At 29.7% G+C, this 21,491-nt stretch carries 20 protein-coding genes and 1 riboswitch; of the genes, 2 read left to right on the plus strand and 18 right to left on the minus strand.

The features are described from left to right. Positions 1–193: 193 nt before the first annotated feature. The 14 genes from JJD95_RS10120 to JJD95_RS10185 form a co-directional block, all read right to left on the minus strand. Positions 194–523, minus strand: coding sequence for a co-chaperone YbbN (locus JJD95_RS10120; protein WP_291642896.1), 330 nt, complete (start codon positions 521–523; stop codon positions 194–196). A gap of 117 nt (positions 524–640) precedes the next feature. Continuing rightward, positions 641–1,567 carry a thioredoxin-disulfide reductase gene (gene trxB / locus JJD95_RS10125; protein WP_291642897.1) on the minus strand — a complete coding sequence of 309 codons (927 nt, stop codon included), beginning with the start codon at positions 1,565–1,567 and terminating at the stop codon, positions 641–643. 22 nt (positions 1,568–1,589) lie between these two features. Beyond that, positions 1,590–1,967 (minus strand): GrdX family protein, encoded by a 378-nt coding sequence (locus tag JJD95_RS10130; protein ID WP_291642898.1) that lies wholly within the window; start codon positions 1,965–1,967, stop codon positions 1,590–1,592. A gap of 182 nt (positions 1,968–2,149) precedes the next feature. Further along, positions 2,150–2,298, minus strand: a riboswitch (glycine riboswitch). Positions 2,299–2,515: 217 nt separating this feature from the next. Then, positions 2,516–3,355: a DegV family protein gene (locus tag JJD95_RS10135; RefSeq protein WP_291642899.1), complete on the minus strand. Its 840-nt coding sequence runs from the start codon at positions 3,353–3,355 to the stop codon at positions 2,516–2,518. Between the two features lie 56 nt (positions 3,356–3,411). Beyond that, positions 3,412–3,879 (minus strand): tRNA (cytidine(34)-2'-O)-methyltransferase, encoded by a 468-nt coding sequence (locus JJD95_RS10140; RefSeq protein ID WP_291642900.1) that lies wholly within the window; start codon positions 3,877–3,879, stop codon positions 3,412–3,414. 102 nt (positions 3,880–3,981) lie between these two features. Continuing rightward, the gene (locus JJD95_RS10145) at positions 3,982–5,544 is read right to left on the minus strand and encodes a DNA mismatch repair protein MutS (protein ID WP_291642901.1); all 1,563 of its coding nucleotides are present in this window, start codon (positions 5,542–5,544) and stop codon (positions 3,982–3,984) included. Between the two features lie 263 nt (positions 5,545–5,807). Next, positions 5,808–5,933: a hypothetical protein gene (locus JJD95_RS10150; RefSeq protein ID WP_291642902.1), complete on the minus strand. Its 126-nt coding sequence runs from the start codon at positions 5,931–5,933 to the stop codon at positions 5,808–5,810. 395 nt (positions 5,934–6,328) lie between these two features. Next, complete coding sequence (locus JJD95_RS10155) at positions 6,329–7,162, minus strand: Cof-type HAD-IIB family hydrolase (RefSeq protein ID WP_291642903.1); 834 nt, start codon at positions 7,160–7,162, stop codon at positions 6,329–6,331. A 27-nt stretch (positions 7,163–7,189) separates the two neighbouring features. Beyond that, positions 7,190–9,181 carry a transglutaminase-like domain-containing protein gene (locus JJD95_RS10160; RefSeq protein ID WP_291642904.1) on the minus strand — a complete coding sequence of 664 codons (1,992 nt, stop codon included), beginning with the start codon at positions 9,179–9,181 and terminating at the stop codon, positions 7,190–7,192. A gap of 414 nt (positions 9,182–9,595) precedes the next feature. Next, complete coding sequence (locus tag JJD95_RS10165; RefSeq protein WP_291642905.1) at positions 9,596–10,777, minus strand: DUF58 domain-containing protein; 1,182 nt, start codon at positions 10,775–10,777, stop codon at positions 9,596–9,598. 1 nt (position 10,778) lies between these two features. Further along, positions 10,779–11,720 (minus strand): AAA family ATPase, encoded by a 942-nt coding sequence (locus tag JJD95_RS10170; RefSeq protein WP_291642906.1) that lies wholly within the window; start codon positions 11,718–11,720, stop codon positions 10,779–10,781. Between the two features lie 226 nt (positions 11,721–11,946). After that, positions 11,947–13,362, minus strand: a complete 1,416-nt coding sequence (locus JJD95_RS10175) for a VanW family protein (RefSeq protein ID WP_291642907.1) — start codon at positions 13,360–13,362, stop codon at positions 11,947–11,949. Between the two features lie 283 nt (positions 13,363–13,645). Next, positions 13,646–14,317 (minus strand): spore cortex-lytic enzyme, encoded by a 672-nt coding sequence (gene sleB, locus JJD95_RS10180; RefSeq protein ID WP_291642928.1) that lies wholly within the window; start codon positions 14,315–14,317, stop codon positions 13,646–13,648. 160 nt (positions 14,318–14,477) lie between these two features. After that, positions 14,478–15,740, minus strand: coding sequence for a CBS domain-containing protein (locus JJD95_RS10185; protein WP_291642908.1), 1,263 nt, complete (start codon positions 15,738–15,740; stop codon positions 14,478–14,480). Positions 15,741–16,154: 414 nt separating this feature from the next. Between JJD95_RS10185 and JJD95_RS10190 the strand changes: the two genes are divergently transcribed. Continuing rightward, entirely contained in the window at positions 16,155–18,026 is a 1,872-nt protein-coding gene (locus tag JJD95_RS10190; RefSeq protein ID WP_291642929.1) for a YgiQ family radical SAM protein, read from the plus strand. Positions 18,027–18,084: 58 nt separating this feature from the next. On the opposite strand, the gene JJD95_RS10195 is transcribed toward JJD95_RS10190, so the two are convergent. The 3 genes from JJD95_RS10195 to JJD95_RS10205 form a co-directional block, all read right to left on the minus strand. Further along, positions 18,085–18,720, minus strand: coding sequence for a hypothetical protein (locus JJD95_RS10195; protein ID WP_291642909.1), 636 nt, complete (start codon positions 18,718–18,720; stop codon positions 18,085–18,087). Between the two features lie 92 nt (positions 18,721–18,812). Beyond that, the gene (locus JJD95_RS10200; RefSeq protein ID WP_291642910.1) at positions 18,813–19,697 is read right to left on the minus strand and encodes a YegS/Rv2252/BmrU family lipid kinase; all 885 of its coding nucleotides are present in this window, start codon (positions 19,695–19,697) and stop codon (positions 18,813–18,815) included. A gap of 158 nt (positions 19,698–19,855) precedes the next feature. After that, positions 19,856–20,284 (minus strand): CBS domain-containing protein, encoded by a 429-nt coding sequence (locus JJD95_RS10205; protein WP_291642911.1) that lies wholly within the window; start codon positions 20,282–20,284, stop codon positions 19,856–19,858. 190 nt (positions 20,285–20,474) lie between these two features. Between JJD95_RS10205 and pssA the strand changes: the two genes are divergently transcribed. Further along, complete coding sequence (gene pssA / locus JJD95_RS10210; protein ID WP_291642930.1) at positions 20,475–20,990, plus strand: CDP-diacylglycerol--serine O-phosphatidyltransferase; 516 nt, start codon at positions 20,475–20,477, stop codon at positions 20,988–20,990. Positions 20,991–21,042: 52 nt separating this feature from the next. Here pssA and JJD95_RS10215 read toward each other — a convergent pair whose 3' ends face one another. Then, complete coding sequence (locus JJD95_RS10215) at positions 21,043–21,489, minus strand: hypothetical protein (RefSeq protein ID WP_291642912.1); 447 nt, start codon at positions 21,487–21,489, stop codon at positions 21,043–21,045. Positions 21,490–21,491 lie beyond the last annotated feature (2 nt).

Raw genomic sequence — 21,491 nt, forward strand, 5'->3', positions numbered from 1 at the left:
ACGGCTTTTTTAAAATAATGTGTAAAAAAGTCTTTTTGTTATGCCTATAATTAATTTGAGTATAATTCGTTATCCAGATACATATTATTATTTCCTAAATGTGGATATTGTTAATTATTGTTTTCCGACTATACTCTATATATGTGTATAGCTAATAGCTTATAGTTTTTTACTATAAGCTATTAGCATCAAATTATAATGTATTATAGTAATTTTTTATAAAGTTTTCTACATCATCTAATGAAGAAATTTTGTCAGGTGCTATTGTAGCAACTTTTTCTCCAGCTTTATACAAAATCATTGTTGGAAGTCCTAAAACTCTTTGACCAATAGCTGTTCTTCTTGCTCCGCCAATGTTTAATGAAGCAAATTTAATTTTATCTGAATATTTTTCTTCTAATGCATGCACTCCTGGCATAAGTTCTAAACATATTTCACATTTATCACCCCAAAAATCAACGAATACCGGTTTTTCTGATTGTAATACTTCCGCTTCAAAATTGTCTTTATTTAATTCTAACATTATTAATTACCTCCTGTTTTTTTCATTCTGTACATAAAGATTATTAATCTTTATGCCTCCTGGAATTTCAATTATTGAATTTATATTATTTAAAACAATTAAATGTTTTAATATGAACTAGTTAAATTTATCTTCAATGTAATGCTCCGCATGTGTTGCTGCAATTGCTCCATCTGCCGTTGCTGTAATTACCTGTCTTAGCAATTTTTCTCTTATATCTCCTGCTGCGTATACACCTTCTATATTAGTTCTCATTTCTTCATCAGTAATAACGTCGCCTCTATCATTCATAGTTATTTTCCCTTTAAATAATTCTGAAATTGGAAGATATCCTACAAATACAAAACAACCATCTACTTTCAAATCACTAAGCTCTCCTGTTTTAACATTTTTTAGAACTAATCCTTCTAAAATTTCTTCGCCTACTGCTTCCTGTGCTACTGAATCCCAAATAAACTTAATTTTAGGGTTTTTGAAAGCTTTTTCTTGAAGTGACTTAGCAGCCCTAAGCTCATCTCTTCTGTGTATCACCGTAACACTTTCACCAAATTTCGCTAAATATATAGCTTCAGACAATGCTGAATCTCCGCCTCCAAGTACTGCAATATCTAAATCCGTAAAGAAGTCAGCATCACAAGTTGCACAATAAGAAACACCTTTTCCTCTTAGCTCTAATTCATTTTTAAATCCACCAAGTCTTGGATAAGCTCCAGTCGCTATTATAATGGTTCTAGCGCTGTAATTTCCTTTATTACATTTTATTACTTTAATGTCACCTTCAAGTTGAACATCAATGACCTCTTCTTTTACAAATTGTGTTCCAAATTCTTCTGCTTGTTGTTTCATTCTTTTACTTAATGATGCTCCTGTACAATTTTCAATAGAACCTGGGTAATTATCAAGTTCATCTGTTGTAGTCACTTGACCACCATACTTTGCTCTTTCTATTATTAAAGTGTCCATTCTTGATCTTGATGCATAAAGTCCAGCAGATAGTCCCGCCGGTCCTCCACCTATAATTATAGTATCGTAAATATGTTCCATAATAAAACCTCCTCATTTCCCCTTAATTTAATGCATGATATATTAAATCGTAATCTATAAGTTGAAAATCTAATAATATTTTTTCATTCCATTTTGGCGTTTTAAAATCATTTAAGAATTTTTCTGTGCTCATAATACTTTCCTCCATTATAGATAGCGATTGCAGATCAACTTCACATAATTTCTCTTTAGAAATGCAAATGGTTCTATAAGGTGTTTCGTTAGGCTTTATACTACTCATTAAAGGGTGCGTTAATAATTTATGACCATCGTGAATATTATTCCTAACTTTTTTTAAAATATCCATCATTGTCCCTTCAATAAATATTATCTTATACTTACCTTCAAATTGATCTTTTGACATTGGATTATTGGTTACAATAATTAGCGGTTCTATCAATTCATTCCCTCCTTATCACTATTTATGAGAATAAGAACTAGTGATTGTTATGTTCATATAAATATAACCCATATTTTTAAGGCACCAAAAAAGACAGCGTATAAAAGCCCCATGTGCTATTATACTCTGTCTTCTTTACCTGAGAGGTTTACTCCGTCGGTGCTATTCGCTTTCCAGAGGTATGTCCATTTTTGGTACTTGTGCCTGAGAGATTCATGTTGCATGGGCTGCAAAACTTACTCCTACGGCTATCTTAATGTGGTTAAATCCTTATATTTTATACTTATAAAGATTCAACATTTTTTTTAAGATTATCTCCCTAAAATATCATCCATTTTATATTCAATTTTATTTTTAACAATCATTTATCTACATTATATACTTTTTTTTTTACTTCAACCATACATTTCGAAATATTACCTATTTTTTTTATCTATAGCTATGATATAAATATCAAATAGTTCGTTATTTATTTATCACTACGTAAATCTTTTAAAAAAATATAAATTTAATAATTGCATTTTGTATAATAAACTTTTTAATAAACCTTAATAATCTTCCACGTAAAATATACCACAGGCACCTTCACCAGCGTGTGTCCCTACAACACATCCAACCTCGCACTCTATAAAATCTATTTCCCGCTCATTCATATGTAATCTTAAGCTCTCTAGGATATTCTTATCACTAGCTCTAAGTAAAATACTTGTTTCTCCATTTTTGATTCCAGTTTTATCTAAATTCTTTAAAATAGTTTTTATTGCTTTTTTACTCCCACGAACTTTATCCATTACATCCAGTTCACCATCTTTTATAGTTAGAATTAATTTTATCCCAAGTAGTCCTCCTATAGCTCCAGCGGTTTTAGAAAGTCTACCACCTTTAACTAAATTATCTAATGAGTCAAAAGCAAGGGAACTCTTTACATGGGGTATAGTTTCTTTAATTTTTTCTTCTATTTTAAATATATTATACCCTTGCTCGCATAATTTACAAGCTTTTAAAACTAATATTCCAAGGCCTGAAGTAACATTTAAACTATCAATTACCACAATACCTTCTTCCTCTAACATGTCTTTAGCCATACAGGCTGAATGATAAGTTCCACTCATTTTTGAAGACATGTGAATAGAAACAATCTTATATCCTTCATCTATATATTTTTTATAACACTCCTCGAACCTATGTGGGATTACCTGCGTTGTGGTGGGAAACTCTTCAGAATTTTTCATTTTATTTAAATATTCTTGAAGATTAATATCCTCGCCATCCCTATAAGTTATATCCTCTATCTTTACAAGTAACGGTAAAACTTCTATATTGTACATGTCGATAATATCTTTGTTCAAATCGCAGGTGCTATCTGTTATTATTTTAATCTTTTGCATTTAACTCCTCCTTGATTGCTTGTGGGGGACAAAATTATTATTATATTTTAAATGACCTATTTCATCTCCGGAAAACCTATCTGCCTAAGAGCCTCATATGTCATAATAGCAACTGTATTAGAAAGATTAAGCGACCTTGTTGAGCTACTTATCATAGGCACTCTTATACATCTTTCAGGGTCACTATCCCGAACACTATCTGGAAGTCCTGAGGACTCTCTCCCAAAGATTATAAAATCTCCACTTTTAAACTCTGCATCTGAATAGAATTTCGAAGCTTTTGTTGTAGAATAGTAAAATGTAGAATCCTTATATTTTTCTCTAAGTGCTTCATAAGACTCATGTATTTCTAAATCTAAATAAGGCCAGTAGTCGAGCCCCGCCCTTTTAACTTGTTTCTCATCTAAACTAAATCCTAGTGGTTTTATAAGGTGAAGCTTACAATCAGTAAGCACGCAAGTCCTTCCTATGTTCCCAGTGTTTTGTGGAATTTCTGGTTGAAATAAAACTATATTTAAATTCACAATCTTCCTCCTTAAATTCTTCAAAGTACCTAAAGCTATAGTACCCTATTTATATTGAATAGTAAAGTTATACCAAATTAACATACCTCTATATATTAAAAACTACATTACCTTTTCTATTATCTCAGCCCTCTTATATGCCTTTGCCACTATTTCTTTTGGATAACTCATGTATTCTAAAAGTTTAATAGCATTTCTTGTTTGAGATACACCTTTTTTAATTTTATAATCAAAGCTCAACCCTTTACTTTTATTAACATTTTCACTAAAGTAATAAAATTTAAAGTTTTCTTTTAAAATTTGCACTAACTCTCTATCATGAGTGGCTACAATTGAAATAGTTTTCCCATTGTTTATATAATTTAATATTTCTGCTGACATAGAAATTCTCTCTATTGGGTTTGTCCCCCTGAATATTTCATCTATAGGACAGAATAAAGGTACATCCTTTTCTAAAGCTTTAATTATTCGAAGAATTGCTTCTACCTCAGCCATAAAGAAACTCTTCCCTTTTGTTACATCATCGCTGGGGCTAATTGATGAAACTATGTTAAAGAAAGGTGCATGATAATCTTTAGCTAAAACAAAATAAAAACTTTGAGCTAAAATTATATTCACTCCAAGCATTCTTAAAAAAGTAGACTTTCCAGCCATGTTTGTGCCTGTAAGTACAATACCTCCATTTTCTATGTTAATAGAGTTACTAACAGCATTCTCTATAAGAGGATGTATTCCTTCCACTATATTTAAAGTAATGTCCTTTATAAATTTAGGTTTTACAAATTGCTCCCCTAGATTATGCTTATACCCTGAAATAGAAATTAATGCTTCTAATTCGCCAACTGTGTAATAAAGGTCCATCAGTACCTCTTTTTGTTCTTTTATTTTATTAGATATAGAATAATATGCACTTTCTTCTAATAAAAAAATTACAGAAACAGATTCAAAAAATCCTCCCCACATATTTACAAAACCTATTAATCTAGTTCCTCTGTCTATATCTTTTATAGATTTAAGTATTCCTTTTATCTTGTCAGTATAATAGATAATATCTTTATCATCTATACTTGCAATTTTTTTAGCAGCCACAATATTTTTCCTCAAATAAAATATTCCATTAGATTTAATTGCCCTTACTTCACTATTATTTATAAGCATATTAATAGATCCCATACCAACTAGCGCTATCATATATTTTATATTTACAAATATTGAAAGTAAAATCAATATCATTGGTACTAATTTACCAAGAACAGTGTATATGTAATATTTAGCTTTATTTATAGTAAGATGATTCTCTATCATATCTAGAAAAGAATTTTTAAAATCATTATTCAAGTTAAAAAAAATACATTGAAGTCTTTCCCTTAATTTACCGTTTTCTTCGAATATATCAATTAATTTCCCTCTTATTTTTAACTTTTTTTCCTCCATTAAAGGGTTTCTCAGAATTGAATATAAAGCTGCTTCTCCAGGACTGCTATAAGCCCTATCTAATTTTTCATATACCTTATCCATATCCAAATCACTCCAAGTTTGATCATCTAAAGTATAGTCATTTTTTTCTCTCAGAGTAAAAAGTTTTTTAATCTTCACAAAATCTCTTTTCTTATCCAAATCTTTGTGATACTCGCTTCTTATTGAATTTAACACCATTTGCTTCATTTTAAAATACTCCCTCATACCATATTTTGAAATTCTATCATAAAAATTGTCCCATTATAATTTAATAATGGGACCTCTTTATATTAATTATATACTATAGTGATATAAAATACTCACTTATTTCATACTTACTTATCAAAATCTTTATATAATAAACTTGGTTGAATCCCTCTGTTATTCATCAAATGGTTCTATTTTAATCTCTTCTCCGAGCTTACTCCTAATCTGTTTTCCAGATAATATCATATGTTTATGCCCCCACTTTAGGAATTTTTATCGATGTATATCTTTAAAGCTTTAATAAATAAAAGTATCGTGTATATACATAACCCTGCCATACCTAATAAGAACAGTATATAAATCATGCCGAAAGAAGCTAATGCATACATTTTTTACCCCCTTTATTTGTATTTAGTATTCTACAATTCTACTAAATGTAGTTTATATTTATACTAATAATAAATTATTTTTTTCTTAGATTATGCTAACAAAAATATATCACCCTCATATTTCAAAATACATTTTTTCGCTGTAGAGATATTACATTATAGGCTATTTCTTCGAAGTGACTTGCACTGCGAAGCGAAAGGACTATTAAATTTCATTTAGGAATTCTTGTTTTTCGAATGTAAAATTCTCGTAGGCCTGCCAGGACGGCAGGCCAGCGAACCTGAGCCAGGACGGCGAATGTGAGCGATAGAGAATTTTACATGAGAAAAACATTAGAATTCCTTAATGAAATTTCCAGTCCCGAGCTCGTATTGCAAGGCACGCAGGAGAAATTTTATACATGTAACTCTAAAACGAATTTCTCTATAGCCTTTGCTACTCCATCACAATTATTATCATCAGTAATATAACTTGCAGCCCCTTTCACATCATCGTCACCATTTGCCATAGCCACTCCAAGTCCTGCAAATTTAATCATCGATAAATCATTTTCACTGTCACCTATACAAATAACCTGTTCTCTTGTTATTCCATAATAATCTGCTAGAATTTTAACTGCACTTCCCTTTGATACTCCAATATTCATCGCTTCAAAATTATCAAAACGAGAACTTACAACCTCAAAGTCCCCCATATCTCTTAAAGTATTTTTTGCCTCCTGTATTTTATCTAAGTCTGTATTAACCGCTATACCCTTTAAAATCTCCTTTTCATATTTCTGAAATACTTCATTCCAGTCTTTCACTACTTCTATTTTTATTTGTTTATCCATTGGAAGCGTCTTATTTACTTCCTCATAAAACTTCGAAGAATATATTAATTTTTCTGTAAAAATTGTATCTTTGGTGTAATAATGTGGGTATATATCAAATCGTCTAAATACAGCTAAGAGTTTATTACACTTTTCAGCCCCTAGTATTGCCTTATAAACCACTTCATCTCTATCTTTCTCAATAATATAGGCACCGTTTGATGCTATTACTGGTGACTTAACTCCCAAAATCTCTGAAAAAAAATCTGCTGAAGTAAAAATCCTTCCTGTACATACTGCAATCCGTACCCCCTTTTCATAAGCTAATCTTATAGCTCTAAGATTCCTTTCACTAATGATTTTTTTATCGTTAAGTAGCGTACCATCCATATCTATACATATCAATTTATAATCCATAATTTCCGCCTTCCTTCCATATCTTTTTTAGTGAATCTGTCCTAAGTATTTATTTTTTAAATATTCTACTTTCCCTTGATAATGCTTTAAGTATTCCTCTAAAAAATCATAGTATTCTTTATTATTTAGCATCACAACTGAATGCTTACCGTAGAATTCTTCATAAGAACCCCTAACTAAGACTAACATCCTTTCTTTAAGCTGGCAATCTACTATATCTTCTGCAAACTCTAAATCCCCTTGAAATTCAGGCTTAACTATTAGGATTACAGCTAATCTATCCAAATAATAATTATATAAGGGGGTCACTAGTTTAGACAGCAATAACCTATTTCGTCTTTTCCATACTTTTATAATTCTCATTAAAATAAATAATATTATTGTAGTTAATATAAGTGCTACCCTAAGCTGATTATCCGATAAAGCTATGGACTTATTTCCTCCTTCTACTGAATCTATACCATCTATTTTATTTTGCGGGTCACGAATAGATGTTATATCCTTGCCTTCACTATCTGGATTACTTATCTGCTTCTCCTTAAGCTCCTTTAATTTTCTTTGCACCTCTTCTGAGGGCGTAGGGGATGCATCTACTATTGTCCACATATTTGAATATTCAAATGCTCCAAGTACTACTTCACCCCAAGCATGAGCATCAGAATTAGAAACACTATATAATCCACTTTCATCTTTTTTACTGGGAGTTTTAAATCCCTCTGCATATCTTGCAGGAACTCCGGCTATCCTACACATTACAGTCATTGCCGTATTAAAATAAGTACAATATCCTTTTTTTTCTTCGAACAAAAAATAGTCAATAAACTCGCTTCCCTCTGGTATAACTGAAACTTCCAAATCATATGAATAATTTTCAGTTAAATACTTTTTAATTTCAAGTACCTTTTCTATGCTAGTTTTGGAATCTTTTATGATTTCAAAGACCAAATCATAAGTCCTTTTAGAAATATTATCTGGAACCTGGAGATACTCACCATATTCCATTAATACTTTAATATTTAGCCCATTATATTCATATGAAAATTTGTCTTGCATTATAGAAGTTTTATTGATATCTATATTTATATTCCTAGATTTAGGCTGCAAATAGTAATTCATAGGTCCATTAGATTGACTTTGAGGTACAAAACTTCGCACACCACTTGTGGCAAGGTCAAGGTTAAGGTCATTGACATTTAGTAAGATTTTTTCACTATAATCTCTCACATCTTCGATAGTATAAATCGCTTCACTATATTCATAAAAGTCTACATCATAGGGTGTTGTAACTGCTTTTTCGCTTATAATTATAGGAGTTCTATCATAAACAAATGCACTCTGAACATTACTTACATTAAATGCAAAGTTAGGTACAAATATTGTATTTGTTTTAAATTTTTTATCTGGATATATTTTTAAGGATTTTACGTCCATTTCTCTATTCATTCCGAACTGTTCATAATACATCTTTCCCTCGCTTGATTTTTTAAAATAAGTTTCATTAGATTGAGTCCATTTTTTTCCATCATAAAAATCTTTAACGTTGCCCTTTAAATAATATGGCTTATCACTTTTAACCTTAAAAACTTCCTCATAATTTAATGAAATAGGTCCACCTAAACTTGTATCATTACCACTATACCCAGATGTAGATAAACTAAAGCTATCTTTATTAGGTTCAGAGGTTTCAGATGTTTTAGAAGCAAATTCGTTTTTAAAATAGTTACCAACTTTATCGAATTCTTTACCTTTATATTCTTGTGGTAACATAGTAGCTATTTTAGAGATTAATATTGCTATTATAACCCCGTAAATTAAAATGTAACTGAATTTATCATCATGGGAAACATTTACTCCAGCATCCTTATACTTCTGTATACTTTTAATGTAGCTTATAATAATATAAGTAAACGAAGATATAAAAATGTATATGAACAAATAATCTTTAACAACAACATAGGACCTTGAATACCATAATCCAATAACTACCGCAAGAGATACTATCAAAATAAAATTTTTCATAAATTTAAAAGTTATCCATAAAATCAAAGCAATAATTAAAGGAATTCCGAAAGTTAGTAGGCGCCTATATTGATAAAAATATGTAATGGATCCCTCGTATATAAGGTCATTTAGAATTAGGATATTATCAAAAAAATATATATTAAATAATTTTCCTAAAGCCTCAATGTTGTTAAGATAATAGGCAGTTCCCATACTAATAACAAGCAATGTAAATAGAAACAAAAAAAATGTTTTTCTGGTTAATGAATTGCAAAAGAAGTAAATTAGAATTCCTATTATAAATAATAAGCTTGTAATTTCATAATTGAAATCTTTAATATGAATACCCTCTTGTAAAAGCCTTAGGATAAGGTTAAAGTTTATAAAAATAAAAATTATATATATGATTTTTTCCTTCATCCACATCGTTTTTCACCTTTTCTCTATGATTTCCTTAAAATTAATACATTCAATCCCTATGTTTTTAAGGATATCTATATTTCTAACAAAATTTGCATTTCTAAATCCATTCAAGATATTACCGTAATAAAACACATTAACTTTGTACCCCCTTCCCTTTAAATTCACAATCAAATTTCTTAGGTTATCATCAATAGCTATACTGACAATTATTATTGAATTTCCACTAGGTACATGTTGTAAATTTGATTTTATATAGCTAGCGAATTCGAAAGTTCCATCACTTTTGCATTTTAATAAGTACTCCATGAATCCTAGAAAATCTTCTTTTGACTCCACTTTTATGTTTTTTTGATGCTTTGAATGTATAAATAACCTGGTTTTAATTCTATTAATCATCATATATTTTGCTAGTGATGCGGAGAAGTCAACCATATTTTCCTCTATAACGCCGTTAGAATTATTAAGCAAATTATCCCTATGCATATTTATAAATATTTTGCATTTTTCCCCTGAAACCATATCAAAATTTTTAACATACAGTTCTCCATGCTTTGCACTTAGTTTCCAGTGTACCCTCTTAAGATTATCTCCTGTATTATACTTTCTAATGCTTTTAATAAATGTTAAATCATCAATCCCACTTTTGCTATTAACAATATTTCCATAATCATCTTGCCCTCTTCTTAAGTCAGAGTCACGCAACTTATATACCTTAGGATATACTGTGATATTAAGTTTATTATGTATATTTTTTACCAATCTTAAAATACAAAACAAGTCATTTGCAGTAACAGATATATTCCCAAAATCATAAATTCCCCTTTTAGTAAAAGTAATTTCGTTATTAATCCATTTTCTACCCTTCCCCCCTAAAAAAATCAAGTCACCATGGTACCCCTCTATAAATCCCCCTAATATTTTACTTTCCACGTAAACATAAGGTGTGGGCAACATCCCTAAATTCACTACTGCTATTTTAATATTTGTTTTATCAGAAACATTAAAAACCACCTTGTCATATTCAAATTTAGCATGCAAACTCCTCTTAACTATAAGCATGTAAATTATTCCAAGGACTATGGTAACAGTGAACACATAAAATATCGAATATGGCAAATTACCTCCTGAAATATAAGCAAAAACGAAAGCAACTATACATAAAAAAAGTATCTTTTTATTTATCACAATCATACTATCTCACCTTGGGAACTTGAATTGTTTTTAAAATATCTAAAATAATTTGCTGCTCCGTATAATTATTAGCCCTAGCTGATGAAGTTAATGTAACTCTATGACTTAACACAATATTTACGTTCTCCCTTACATCCTCCGGTATAATATAGTCCCTTCCATTTATAATCGCCGTTGCTTGAGCAACGCGTTGCAATGCTAAGGATGCTCTTATGCTTCCACCGAGAAGTATAAAACTATTATCCCTCGTTGCATTAACTATTTTAACTATATACTGATTTAATTCCCTTTCCACATGTACCAATCTAACTTTTTTTTGTAAATATATAATATCTTCACCTGTAGCCACTGCCTCTAATTCTTCAATAGGATTATTTTCCCTATATAAATCTAATATATCCACTTCAGCCTCTGATCTTGGATATCCTATTCTAACTTTAATCATAAATCTATCTAATTGTGCCTCCGGTAAGGAAAAAGTGCCTTCATATTCTATAGGATTTTCCGTTGCTAAAACTAAAAAAGGTTCTTTTAGTTTATATGTAATTCCACCTTCTGTAATTTGTTTTTCTTCCATTGCCTCAAGTAATGCAGACTGTGTTTTAGGTGATGTTCTATTTATCTCATCAGCAAGTACTATGTTAGAAAAAATCGGTCCTTTTTTAAATTCGAACTCACATGTTTTTTGACTGTATATAGAAACACCTAGAATATCTGAAGGCAAAAGATCTGGTGTAAATTGAATTCTATTATTGGATAAATTTAATGACTTTGATAAGGCTTTTATAAGCGTGGTCTTTCCTACCCCTGGGACATCTTCGATTAATATATGACCATTAGCTAGGACTCCTTTTAATATATTATATATTTGAGGCTTCTTTCCTAGAATTACTTTTTCTATGTTAATTGCAATCTTATCTATTAATTCCACTTCTTTTGTCATAATATCCGCTCCTTCACCGTACTTTAGGCTATAAACACTCTATAATTCTAGTATTTACATAATATCATGTTTTAGATTAATTATCCATTAATTCAATTATTAACTTGCACATTATATTCTATGATGACCAAGATAAAATAAGCGTATATAATAAAAAACATAACGTTAATTAAAACGTTATGTTTTTTATTATATATTGAAATTTAGGTCTATGCTGGTTTTATGTTTATAGTAGTGGTTCCACTACTGGTGGTGTCACTACCGGAGGTGTTACAACCGGAGGTTGCACAACTGGTTTTTTCTTAGTGCCCACCTTAATAATTCCATTAATAACTCTGTAGGTATCATTATTTATAACCTGAGTATCAATTAATTTACCACTTTCATAAACTTTTCTTGTGACTTTAACTTTATATCCAGGATAACCCTTTTTAATAATTTCTTTTTCGCCCTCGTACTTAGTTGAATCTTTTATTATTTCTGTTTTTGGTTGAGTAGTTTGAAGCGTTTCAGTTGAAATACTATAAGTTCTTTTAGTTAATGTCGAATTAGAATAAATATTAAATGAAACTTTTTTGTTTGATGTGTAACCTTCAATAAATATTGGATACTTTAGTGTATTCTTAAATTTATAATCAAGATTGCCATAATCAACTGTGGCATCTTGTCCTTTTGGGACATAATGAGAAGGAAATGTATGATGAATTCTTTCTACAGACATAAGTTCAGTTTCAAGGATTGCATTGTATAGAGTAGAAGAAGTTTGGCATATTCCGCCACCAATTCCTTGTTCTAGTTTATCTCCTATAATTATTCCTGCATCTTGGTATCCACTTGCTACTGTTCTTTGTCCTACAACCCCATTAAAACTAAATACATCTCCTGGCATTAATAGAGTCCCATTTATACTTTTAGTTGATAAATCTATATTTGTTGATCTACCTGCTGCTGATGTTGCAAAGCTTGTAGTGTAGCTTGATATTTTTTTATCTATTGTTTTTAAAGTAGCTGCTGTTACTTTAGGAGGAGTTTCATCTACAGGAGCCTCAATACTTATAGTATCTTCAGAAAGAACACCATTAATTTTACTCTTAATTTCACTTTTTAATTTATCTGAATCTAACTTCTTACCAATAACATCATTGGTAACATTAAACTTTCCACTACTAACCATTTTTATTGTTGCATTTACAGCCTCTTTATTTGTATCTTTAGCTATTTCCTCTATCATTTCGCCAACAGCTTTATCATTATATTCGAATTTTAGCTCTATTTGCGTTTCAACAGGATTTTTTATAGCTTTATATCTTTGATACATATTCATATCACTTCCATAACTAACAGCCTGTTCTATAGCTTCATCAATATTGTACTTTGCATCTAGCATTGAATAGTCTAAGGTATATTTTTTCTCTCCCTGTACTATGTCAATTTTTTTCTTAATCACTTGACTAGAATACTTGTCCACAATTATTTTTTGGGCCTCAGCCTTAGTTTTACCTGTTAAATCCTCATTTTCTATCTTTACTGAAGGTAAAATCAAAGAATCCCATTTTTTAACTTTAGCATAAGAATAAGTAGTAAATATTGCTGTGCTTAATAAAAATATAACTCCTACTATTATAATTGCTTTTTTTCTCATATAAATCTCCTTTTCACTCCTCCGTATTATACTACATCCAAACTTTTAATACTATATACTTTTCCATTTATATAGTATTTTTAATTTATCTACATATTATTTTATAGGTATATAATTAATTTAAAAACATCACCATTATTTTATCACAATTTAACGTTATTAGAAATATATTAAAAATTTTTTTAATTTTAGTCATATAAATTTTACTTTTAGTCGAAATTTATATTTTTCTATAAAAAACTAAGCAGTAATCTCTATTATTATTAGAAATTACTGCTTAGTTTTAGCTACAAAATCTATGTTTACCAATTACTTTTATAAGTGTCTTTGACCATATCCACTTATTAGTAGCTGTTGCAGGATTAAAATAAAATACAGCACCAGAAGATGGGTCCCAGCCATTTAGCGCATCTCTAGCAGCTTTTAAAGAGTTCGGTTGCATTTCCGAATTTATTTGCCCATCTACTATCGCTGTGAATGCGCCTGGTTGGTAGATTACTCCTGCTATTGTAGATGGAAATCTTGCATCTCTTGTTCTATTTAAAATTACTGCTCCAACAGCAACTTGCCCTTCATAGGGTTCTCCTCTAGCCTCACCATTTATGAGGAGTGCCAATAAATCCACATCTTTACTATTTGTTACGTTTTGGCTAGAAGCCGTTCCACTAGAAGTTGACGTTCCCGCTGAAATACCCATAGCTGAAAGTGTTTGTTTTCCTGCAATTCCATCTACCTTTAATCCATTATTTCTTTGGAAATACTTAACGGAAAGGTAAGTATTATAGCCATATATTCCATCCACAGCATCCTTATGATATCCCCAGTTTTTTAATTTAGTTTGAATTTCTTTAACCTGTTCACCTCGCGCACCATATTTATAGACCTGCGCCATAGCTTTCATACTAGAAATATTAAAATATATTTCACTTGAAAAGTATGCAATTAAAATTATCATAACTACAGCGCTGCATCTTTTGATTAAATGTTTTTTATTCTTCAAATGTATTCCTCCTCAAAAAAAAATATATATCTTTCATTAACAGTATTAGTTTGTTCTAGTTTACAAAAAAAATACACTATGTTACTATAATTTAATTTAGTAGCATAGTGTATTTTTATATAATTTTTTTAAGTTTTCTTTTCCATCTAGGTGACAGTAATTCTTCAATTATATCATTCATAATTACTATTCCGCATAACTTTTCATCTTCGTCAACTACAGGTAAAGATATTAAATCATATTTAAGCGCTAATTCCACAGCATCCTCAATATCTTGGCAATCTTTTATTTTAATAACTGTATCGTCCATAATGTCTTCTAGTTTCTGTTGTGGGTTTGACAACACTAAATTTCTTAGTGAAATAAATCCTTGAAGTTTTTCATCTTCATCTATAATATAAATATAATGTATTACCTCATCTTCAGGCTTAAGCTCCCTTAGAATTTCAATAGTCTCAAAAGCTGTAATATTAACATTAAAAGAGATAAAATCTTTATTCATTATGCTTCCAACAACTTCATCTTCATAATTCATAAGATTTCTGATTTCCTCTTCATCCTCTTTGTTAAAGTTTAAAAGGATTTTTTCTGCATCAATTTCCTTCATTTCATCTAAAATATCAGCAATTTCATCATTGGGCATTTCCTCTAAAATCTCTTGTGCTCTCATATTATTTATAGTACTTAAAATATCCGCTTGAATCTCTGGTTGTAATGCTTCTAAGGTATCAGCAGCCAAATCTTTATCTAAGCTCTCGAAAATTTTGTTTCGAGCCTCAGTATCTAGCCCCTCTAAGATATCCGCAAGATCTGCTGGATGGAGCTTAGTTAATTTACCATAAGGTTCTGTTAGTTTTAAACTATTCTCTACCATCTCTAAAGATTGAACACTTTCCCAGGTTATACTATTCTCTCTAGGTTTTCTGCCTAATATATCATAAAAAGCTCTGACTAAACCATCTAATTTATATTTTCTAGCAACAGCTATAATACCAGATTCTACTGTTACAACTCTTATTTCTCCGGCAACCTTATTCATAGTTAAATCATTAACTTTAACCACTTTTTTACCGTTAACATCGACTATTTGTTTGTTTAATAGATTTTTAGATAAAAGGTAAGAAAATTTTCTAGGAATTATATCTTTTACTCCTCTTACTCTTATAGTTAGACCTTTATCCGCTTTAAATATCTCAATATTTCTAAATTCATAATTAAAAATTTCTCCGCCCTTTTTAATTTTATACCCTATAACTCTTGGATATCCTTGATCAGTTGTAACATAAATATCATACAACTTACCAATACTGTCATCAAGCTCATCAAACACTTTTTGATTTAGTATTTTACTTAGATAAAACACTGAAACTCTTTCCATAGATATTCCTCCCATTATACAGAGAAATATCAAAATATAATCCACAGCTAATTGATTTTTAACCTCAATTAAAACTATATCAATTTCTAATATTAGAATCTCTCTGCATATTCATATTAAATTTTAAAATTGATTTTGACCTTCTACTCGGAGGGCCATTTTCCATTTATTTCACCACCTATAAGATATATGCTTAAGTATTAACTCATTTCTATGAGATTTTTATTCAAAATAATATTCTCTCTATATAATTATATTATAAACACTTCAAAATGCAACTAAAAATGAGAAATTCGACATTTTAGGGTCACACTTTATATTTTAAATTTTTATAGTTCATATTTTTTAATAATTATGTTACTATTATTAGGTATAGAAAGAATAAAACAACTGATTTATTTGGAGGTACATATGATAATAAATAAGCAATTTTTACCTATTAGCATGGATGATTTAAAAGAAAGAAATATATCCCAATTGGATTTTATAATAATTACAGGGGATGCATATGTTGATCATCCTTCCTTTGGAACTGCTATAATTGGACGAACATTAGAACATGAAGGTTTTACTGTAGGTATTATAGCCCAGCCTAATTGGGAAAGCGTAGATGATTTTAGAAAACTTGGAAAGCCTAAATATGGATTTCTTATAAATTCTGGTAATGTAGATTCTATGGTTAATCATTATACTACCTCAAAGAAAAAAAGACGTACTGACCTTTATTCTCCAGGTGGAGAAACAGGTCATAGACCAGATAGAGCCATAATTGTGTATTGTAATAGAGCTAGAGAAGCCTATAAAAATGTTCCAATTATAATTGGTGGTATAGAAGCAAGTCTTAGGAGATTTGCCCATTATGATTATTGGAGTAATAAGGTAAGGAGGAGCTTATTACTTGATGCTAAAGCAGATTTACTAGTTTATGGCATGGGAGAAAAACCCATAATCGAAATCGCTAATCTTTTCAAATATGGCATGGCCATAGATAAAATGACTTCAATACGAGGAACGGTGTATGCTTCAAAAGAAATTGGGAAACTTACAAATTTCATAGAGGTACCATCCTTTGAAGCTACGGTGGCTGATAAAAATGATTATGCAGAAAGCTATAGATTACAATCTTTGGAACAGGATGATATAAGAGGTAAAACTGTAGTTCAAAAACATGATAATAGATATGTAGTACAAAATCCCCCTCAAATTTCACTAACCCAAAATGAAATGGATATAACTTATGATTTGCCATACACGAGAACCTATCACCCTATATATGAGGATAAAGGTGGTATCCCTGCCATAACAGAAGTTGAGTTTTCTATAACAAGTCATAGAGGTTGTTTTGGTAGTTGCTCATTTTGTGAATTGACTTTTCATCAAGGTAGGGTAATTCAAAATAGAAGCCAAAAATCCATTATAGAAGAAGCAAAGCTCTTAACTACCTTGAAAAATTTCAAGGGATACATTCACGATGTTGGTGGCCCTACGGCGAACTTTAGACATAGAGCTTGCAAAATTCAAGAAAAAGTAGGCGTATGCAAAGATAGACAATGCATGTATCCAACCCCTTGTGAACATCTCATTATTGATCATACTGAATATTTGGATTTGTTAACAAAGGTTAGATCTTTACCTAATATTAAAAAAGTTTTTATTCGTTCTGGAATAAGATATGATTATTTGATTTTTGATAAGAACACTAAATTCTTTGAAGAATTGTGCCAGCATCATATTAGCGGACAATTAAAAGTAGCTCCTGAGCACGTTAGTGATAAGGTCCTCGCTCAAATGGGAAAACCCAAAAGAGAGGTATATGACCGTTTTGTTAAAAAATATTTTGAACTAGATAAAAAATTTAATAAAAATCAATTTTTGGTTCCCTACCTTATTTCAAGCCACCCAGGATCGGACCTTACAGAATCTATTAAGTTGTCAGAATATATAAAAGAAATGGGATACACTCCCGAACAGGTTCAAGACTTTTATCCAACACCAGGTAGTTTATCCACTACAATCTACTACACTGGAATTAATCCCTTTACCAAAGAAACTGTTTATGTACCAACAGCTCAAAAAGAGAAAAATATGCAAAGAGCGTTACTCCAATTTAAAAACCCTGAAAACTATAATATTGTAAAGGAAGCTCTAACAATAGCTCATAGAGAAGATTTAATTGGTTTTGATAAAAAAAGTCTCATTCCACCAAGGCCTATGAAGACAAATGCTAAATTTAAAGGAGTTAAAAATTCTAAACGAAGCGTTGCTAAAGACAATTATAAAAAATAAAAACGCACATATAGCTACAAATTAATTTGTAGCTATATGTGCTTTATAATTTTTCAAACTATCTTTTGAACTTTATTAAACCATAATCTAGAGTTATAATCCAAGATATATCTGCAAGGAGTAACCATTCAAAATTTATGTTTATTGAGGATATAATTACTGTTATTAATGTAATACTAGAAGAAACTATTATTAATATGACTCCTAGTTTATTAGAATATATTTTATTAAATAGTTCTATACCTTTAATTACAAAAAACGAATTTATTATTAACAGCGCAATATAATAATAAGTTTCTAGTTGTAATTCCATAGTGTATCCGGTTATATTTGATATATTAATCTCTACAGAAGATTTATATATAAGAGTGCAATAGGCCAAGCCTAACACAATACACAAAATAAAAATATTTTTAATTTTAACTTTATCATTTCTAGCAAAAATAAATACGGTCAGAATACCACATATAGGAATGCATAATATATTTGCATACAAAACAGGTTTTAATAAATATAAATAATTTTGATTTTTTACAACAAAAAGAATTAAGAGTGTTGTATATCTAAGTGTCATTAAAATTAAAATCATAGTGCTTATTATCTTGATTCTTTTAGGCGAATAAAATAAACTAGAAATTATACCTTGATATAATAAAAGCAACATCATTAACAGCATTAAAAAATATATACTCACTAATATACTCTCCCTAAAATTGCTACTGTTAATATTTATTAATTTAAGTTTAAAAATATGCACAATTTATATTTTTAAATTTTGTTAACCCATTATATTTTAGCTCCAAGTACAGATATCCCGCCTTTTTCACATTCTATAATTAGTGGAAAATCTGGTCCTCTTTCTCCGTCTATATCTGTAACTATATTTTCAAAACATTCCACTTCTAATCTATTAGTCTTAAAATAAACAATACCCTCTACATTCTCTAGATATTCATTTCTTACCATTTTGATAAAAATATTTATTATATTCTTCATAATTCCAGCCTTAATTATAATTACATCCAAAAGCCCGTCGTCTATTTTAGCTTTGTAAGCAAATTTTAAATTCCCTGCCGTTTGTCCATTAAACACTAACATTAGATACATATTTCCATCAAAACACTCTTTATCAGTAGTAACTTTTATTTTAAGTTTCCTAAAATTAGGTAACTGCTCTAAGCCTTTTACATAGTACGCTAGTTTGCCTATAGTGTTTTTTAAATTCATATCTGTTTTTTGTGATACATCTGTAAATAACCCAGTACTGGCTACATTCATAAAATATTTATGATTTATCTTTCCTATGTCCACTTTTTTTACCTTACTTTTTAGTATTTGATTACAAGCCTCTTCCACATCTAAAGACATTCCTATATACCTAGCAAAGTCATTTGCTGTACCTGTAGGAATAATTCCAATGGGTAAATTGATTTCTTTTTCTTTCATCACATTTACTACACTATCTATTGTTCCATCTCCACCTGCTATTAAAATATATTTGTAGCTTTTATCTATATCAAAAAAGGCAGTTGATAATGGATTTTCGTGGCATATTCTATGTGGTACTATTACATAATCGTGTTCTTGATGAATCATTATTATTTTATCTAAATCAGATGCTATAGTATTTTCCCCAGAGTATGGATTATAAATAAATTTCACCTTATACATTCGATTTTCTCCTATTTACTTATTATGTTTATTAATTTATCTATAATCATTATACAATTTTAAATACAAATCCACAAGATTCACTTTTCCTATGGATTTGTTCACAATTGCCACAAAAACAAGTACTAAACTGATAACTTTTCAGTTTTATAATTCTTCTAGATATTGTGAGTACAAGGTATAGATATTTCACTTAATGCTTCACTAGCCTCTTTATGAAGATTTGGATCTATTGCAAAGTCCCCCAGTGAAATCATTCCAACTAATTCATTATTTGAAACTATAGGAAGCCTTCTTATTTGTCTTTCACTCATAATTCTAGCAGCGTCATTCACATCTATATTTTGATCTCCAAGGACTGGGTTTGAAGTCATAATGTCTCTAACTTTTCGCGCTTTTAAATCTGAACCTTCTGCTACGCATCTCATAATTATATCCCTATCCGTTACAATTCCAACTACCTTTTCTTGTGTTTTCACTGGAATGGATCCTATATTATGTTCTCTCATAAGCATAGCTGCGTGCTCAACTGTATCCTCTACAGATAAACTTATAACGTCTCTCGTCATTATTTCAGAGATTTTCATTTTATAATCCTCCTTGTATTTATTTGATGTAGATAACAATTATTCATCTTTTTATTTTAAACATAAATTTAAAATAATAATATTAATATTATTTTAACCATAAATAAAAAATAATATTTATATTTTTTTAAATTTTGTTGCACGATGATGTATAATTAAGATGATAATTTTATTACTTTAGGAGTGATGTATATTGAAAAAATCTTATCTACCAAATATTCTCACCTTCGGAAATTTAACTTTTGGTTTATTATCCTTAATAATGACTTTTGAAGCTAATTATAGATTTTCTGCAATTTTCATATTATTAGCTAGCCTTATGGACAGGTACGATGGTAAGGTAGCACGCTTTTTACAAGTATCTAGTAGTTTCGGAAAAGAATTAGATTCCTTAGCTGACTTAATATCTTTCGGCGTTGCCCCTTCGATCCTCATATTTAATTTATATAATTTTATATCTTTAGGCTATTTGGGATATATTTGCTTTTTGATTTTCCCTTTAGCTGGTGCATATAGACTAGCACGGTATAATTGTTCTAAATTTGATAATGTTTATACAGGCATTCCTATTACACTAGCAGGAATACTAGTAGCCCTCTACGCTTTAATACCTTTAAATTCATCTACTAATTTTCCACTTACTATTATTATAATGCTTATACTATCCTATCTTATGGTAAGTAAATTCAAGCTAAAAAAAGTATAAAGAGGATATGCATCAAAACAAAAATCTGATGCATATCCTCTTTTATATATAATTATTTTAATTCATAAAGCTTATTTAAAATATAAAGCATATGTTTTCTTTCTTCTTTTATAAGAACTTCAAAACCTTTGTATTCATTAGAATCTGAATTAAAAGTGTCCAACAGTTTTGTATATAATTCAACTGAATTTTTTTCCAACTTTAAAGCAAATCCAAAAAAATCCTTTTCCGAAGTTATGTCTAATGCTTTATGATTGCTCTTTAAATCGATTTCTTGATATTTAATAATTTCTTCTATTTCATCATGCAATTGTTTTTCATTTAATTTCTCATTACTAGCTAATTCAAGCATATAATTTTTATGTCCTATTTCTTCCTTTGAAAATGAAATTACAACCGGTTTTAATCTTTCACTACATTCTACGGAGATTTTCTCATATAATTCAGCTGCATTTTCTTCGCTTTGAGCAACTTTTAAAAAACATTCTTGTAAATTCATAA

This window comes from Clostridium sp., assembly GCF_016650035.1.
Classification (GTDB): domain Bacteria; phylum Bacillota; class Clostridia; order Clostridiales; family Clostridiaceae; genus Clostridium_AD.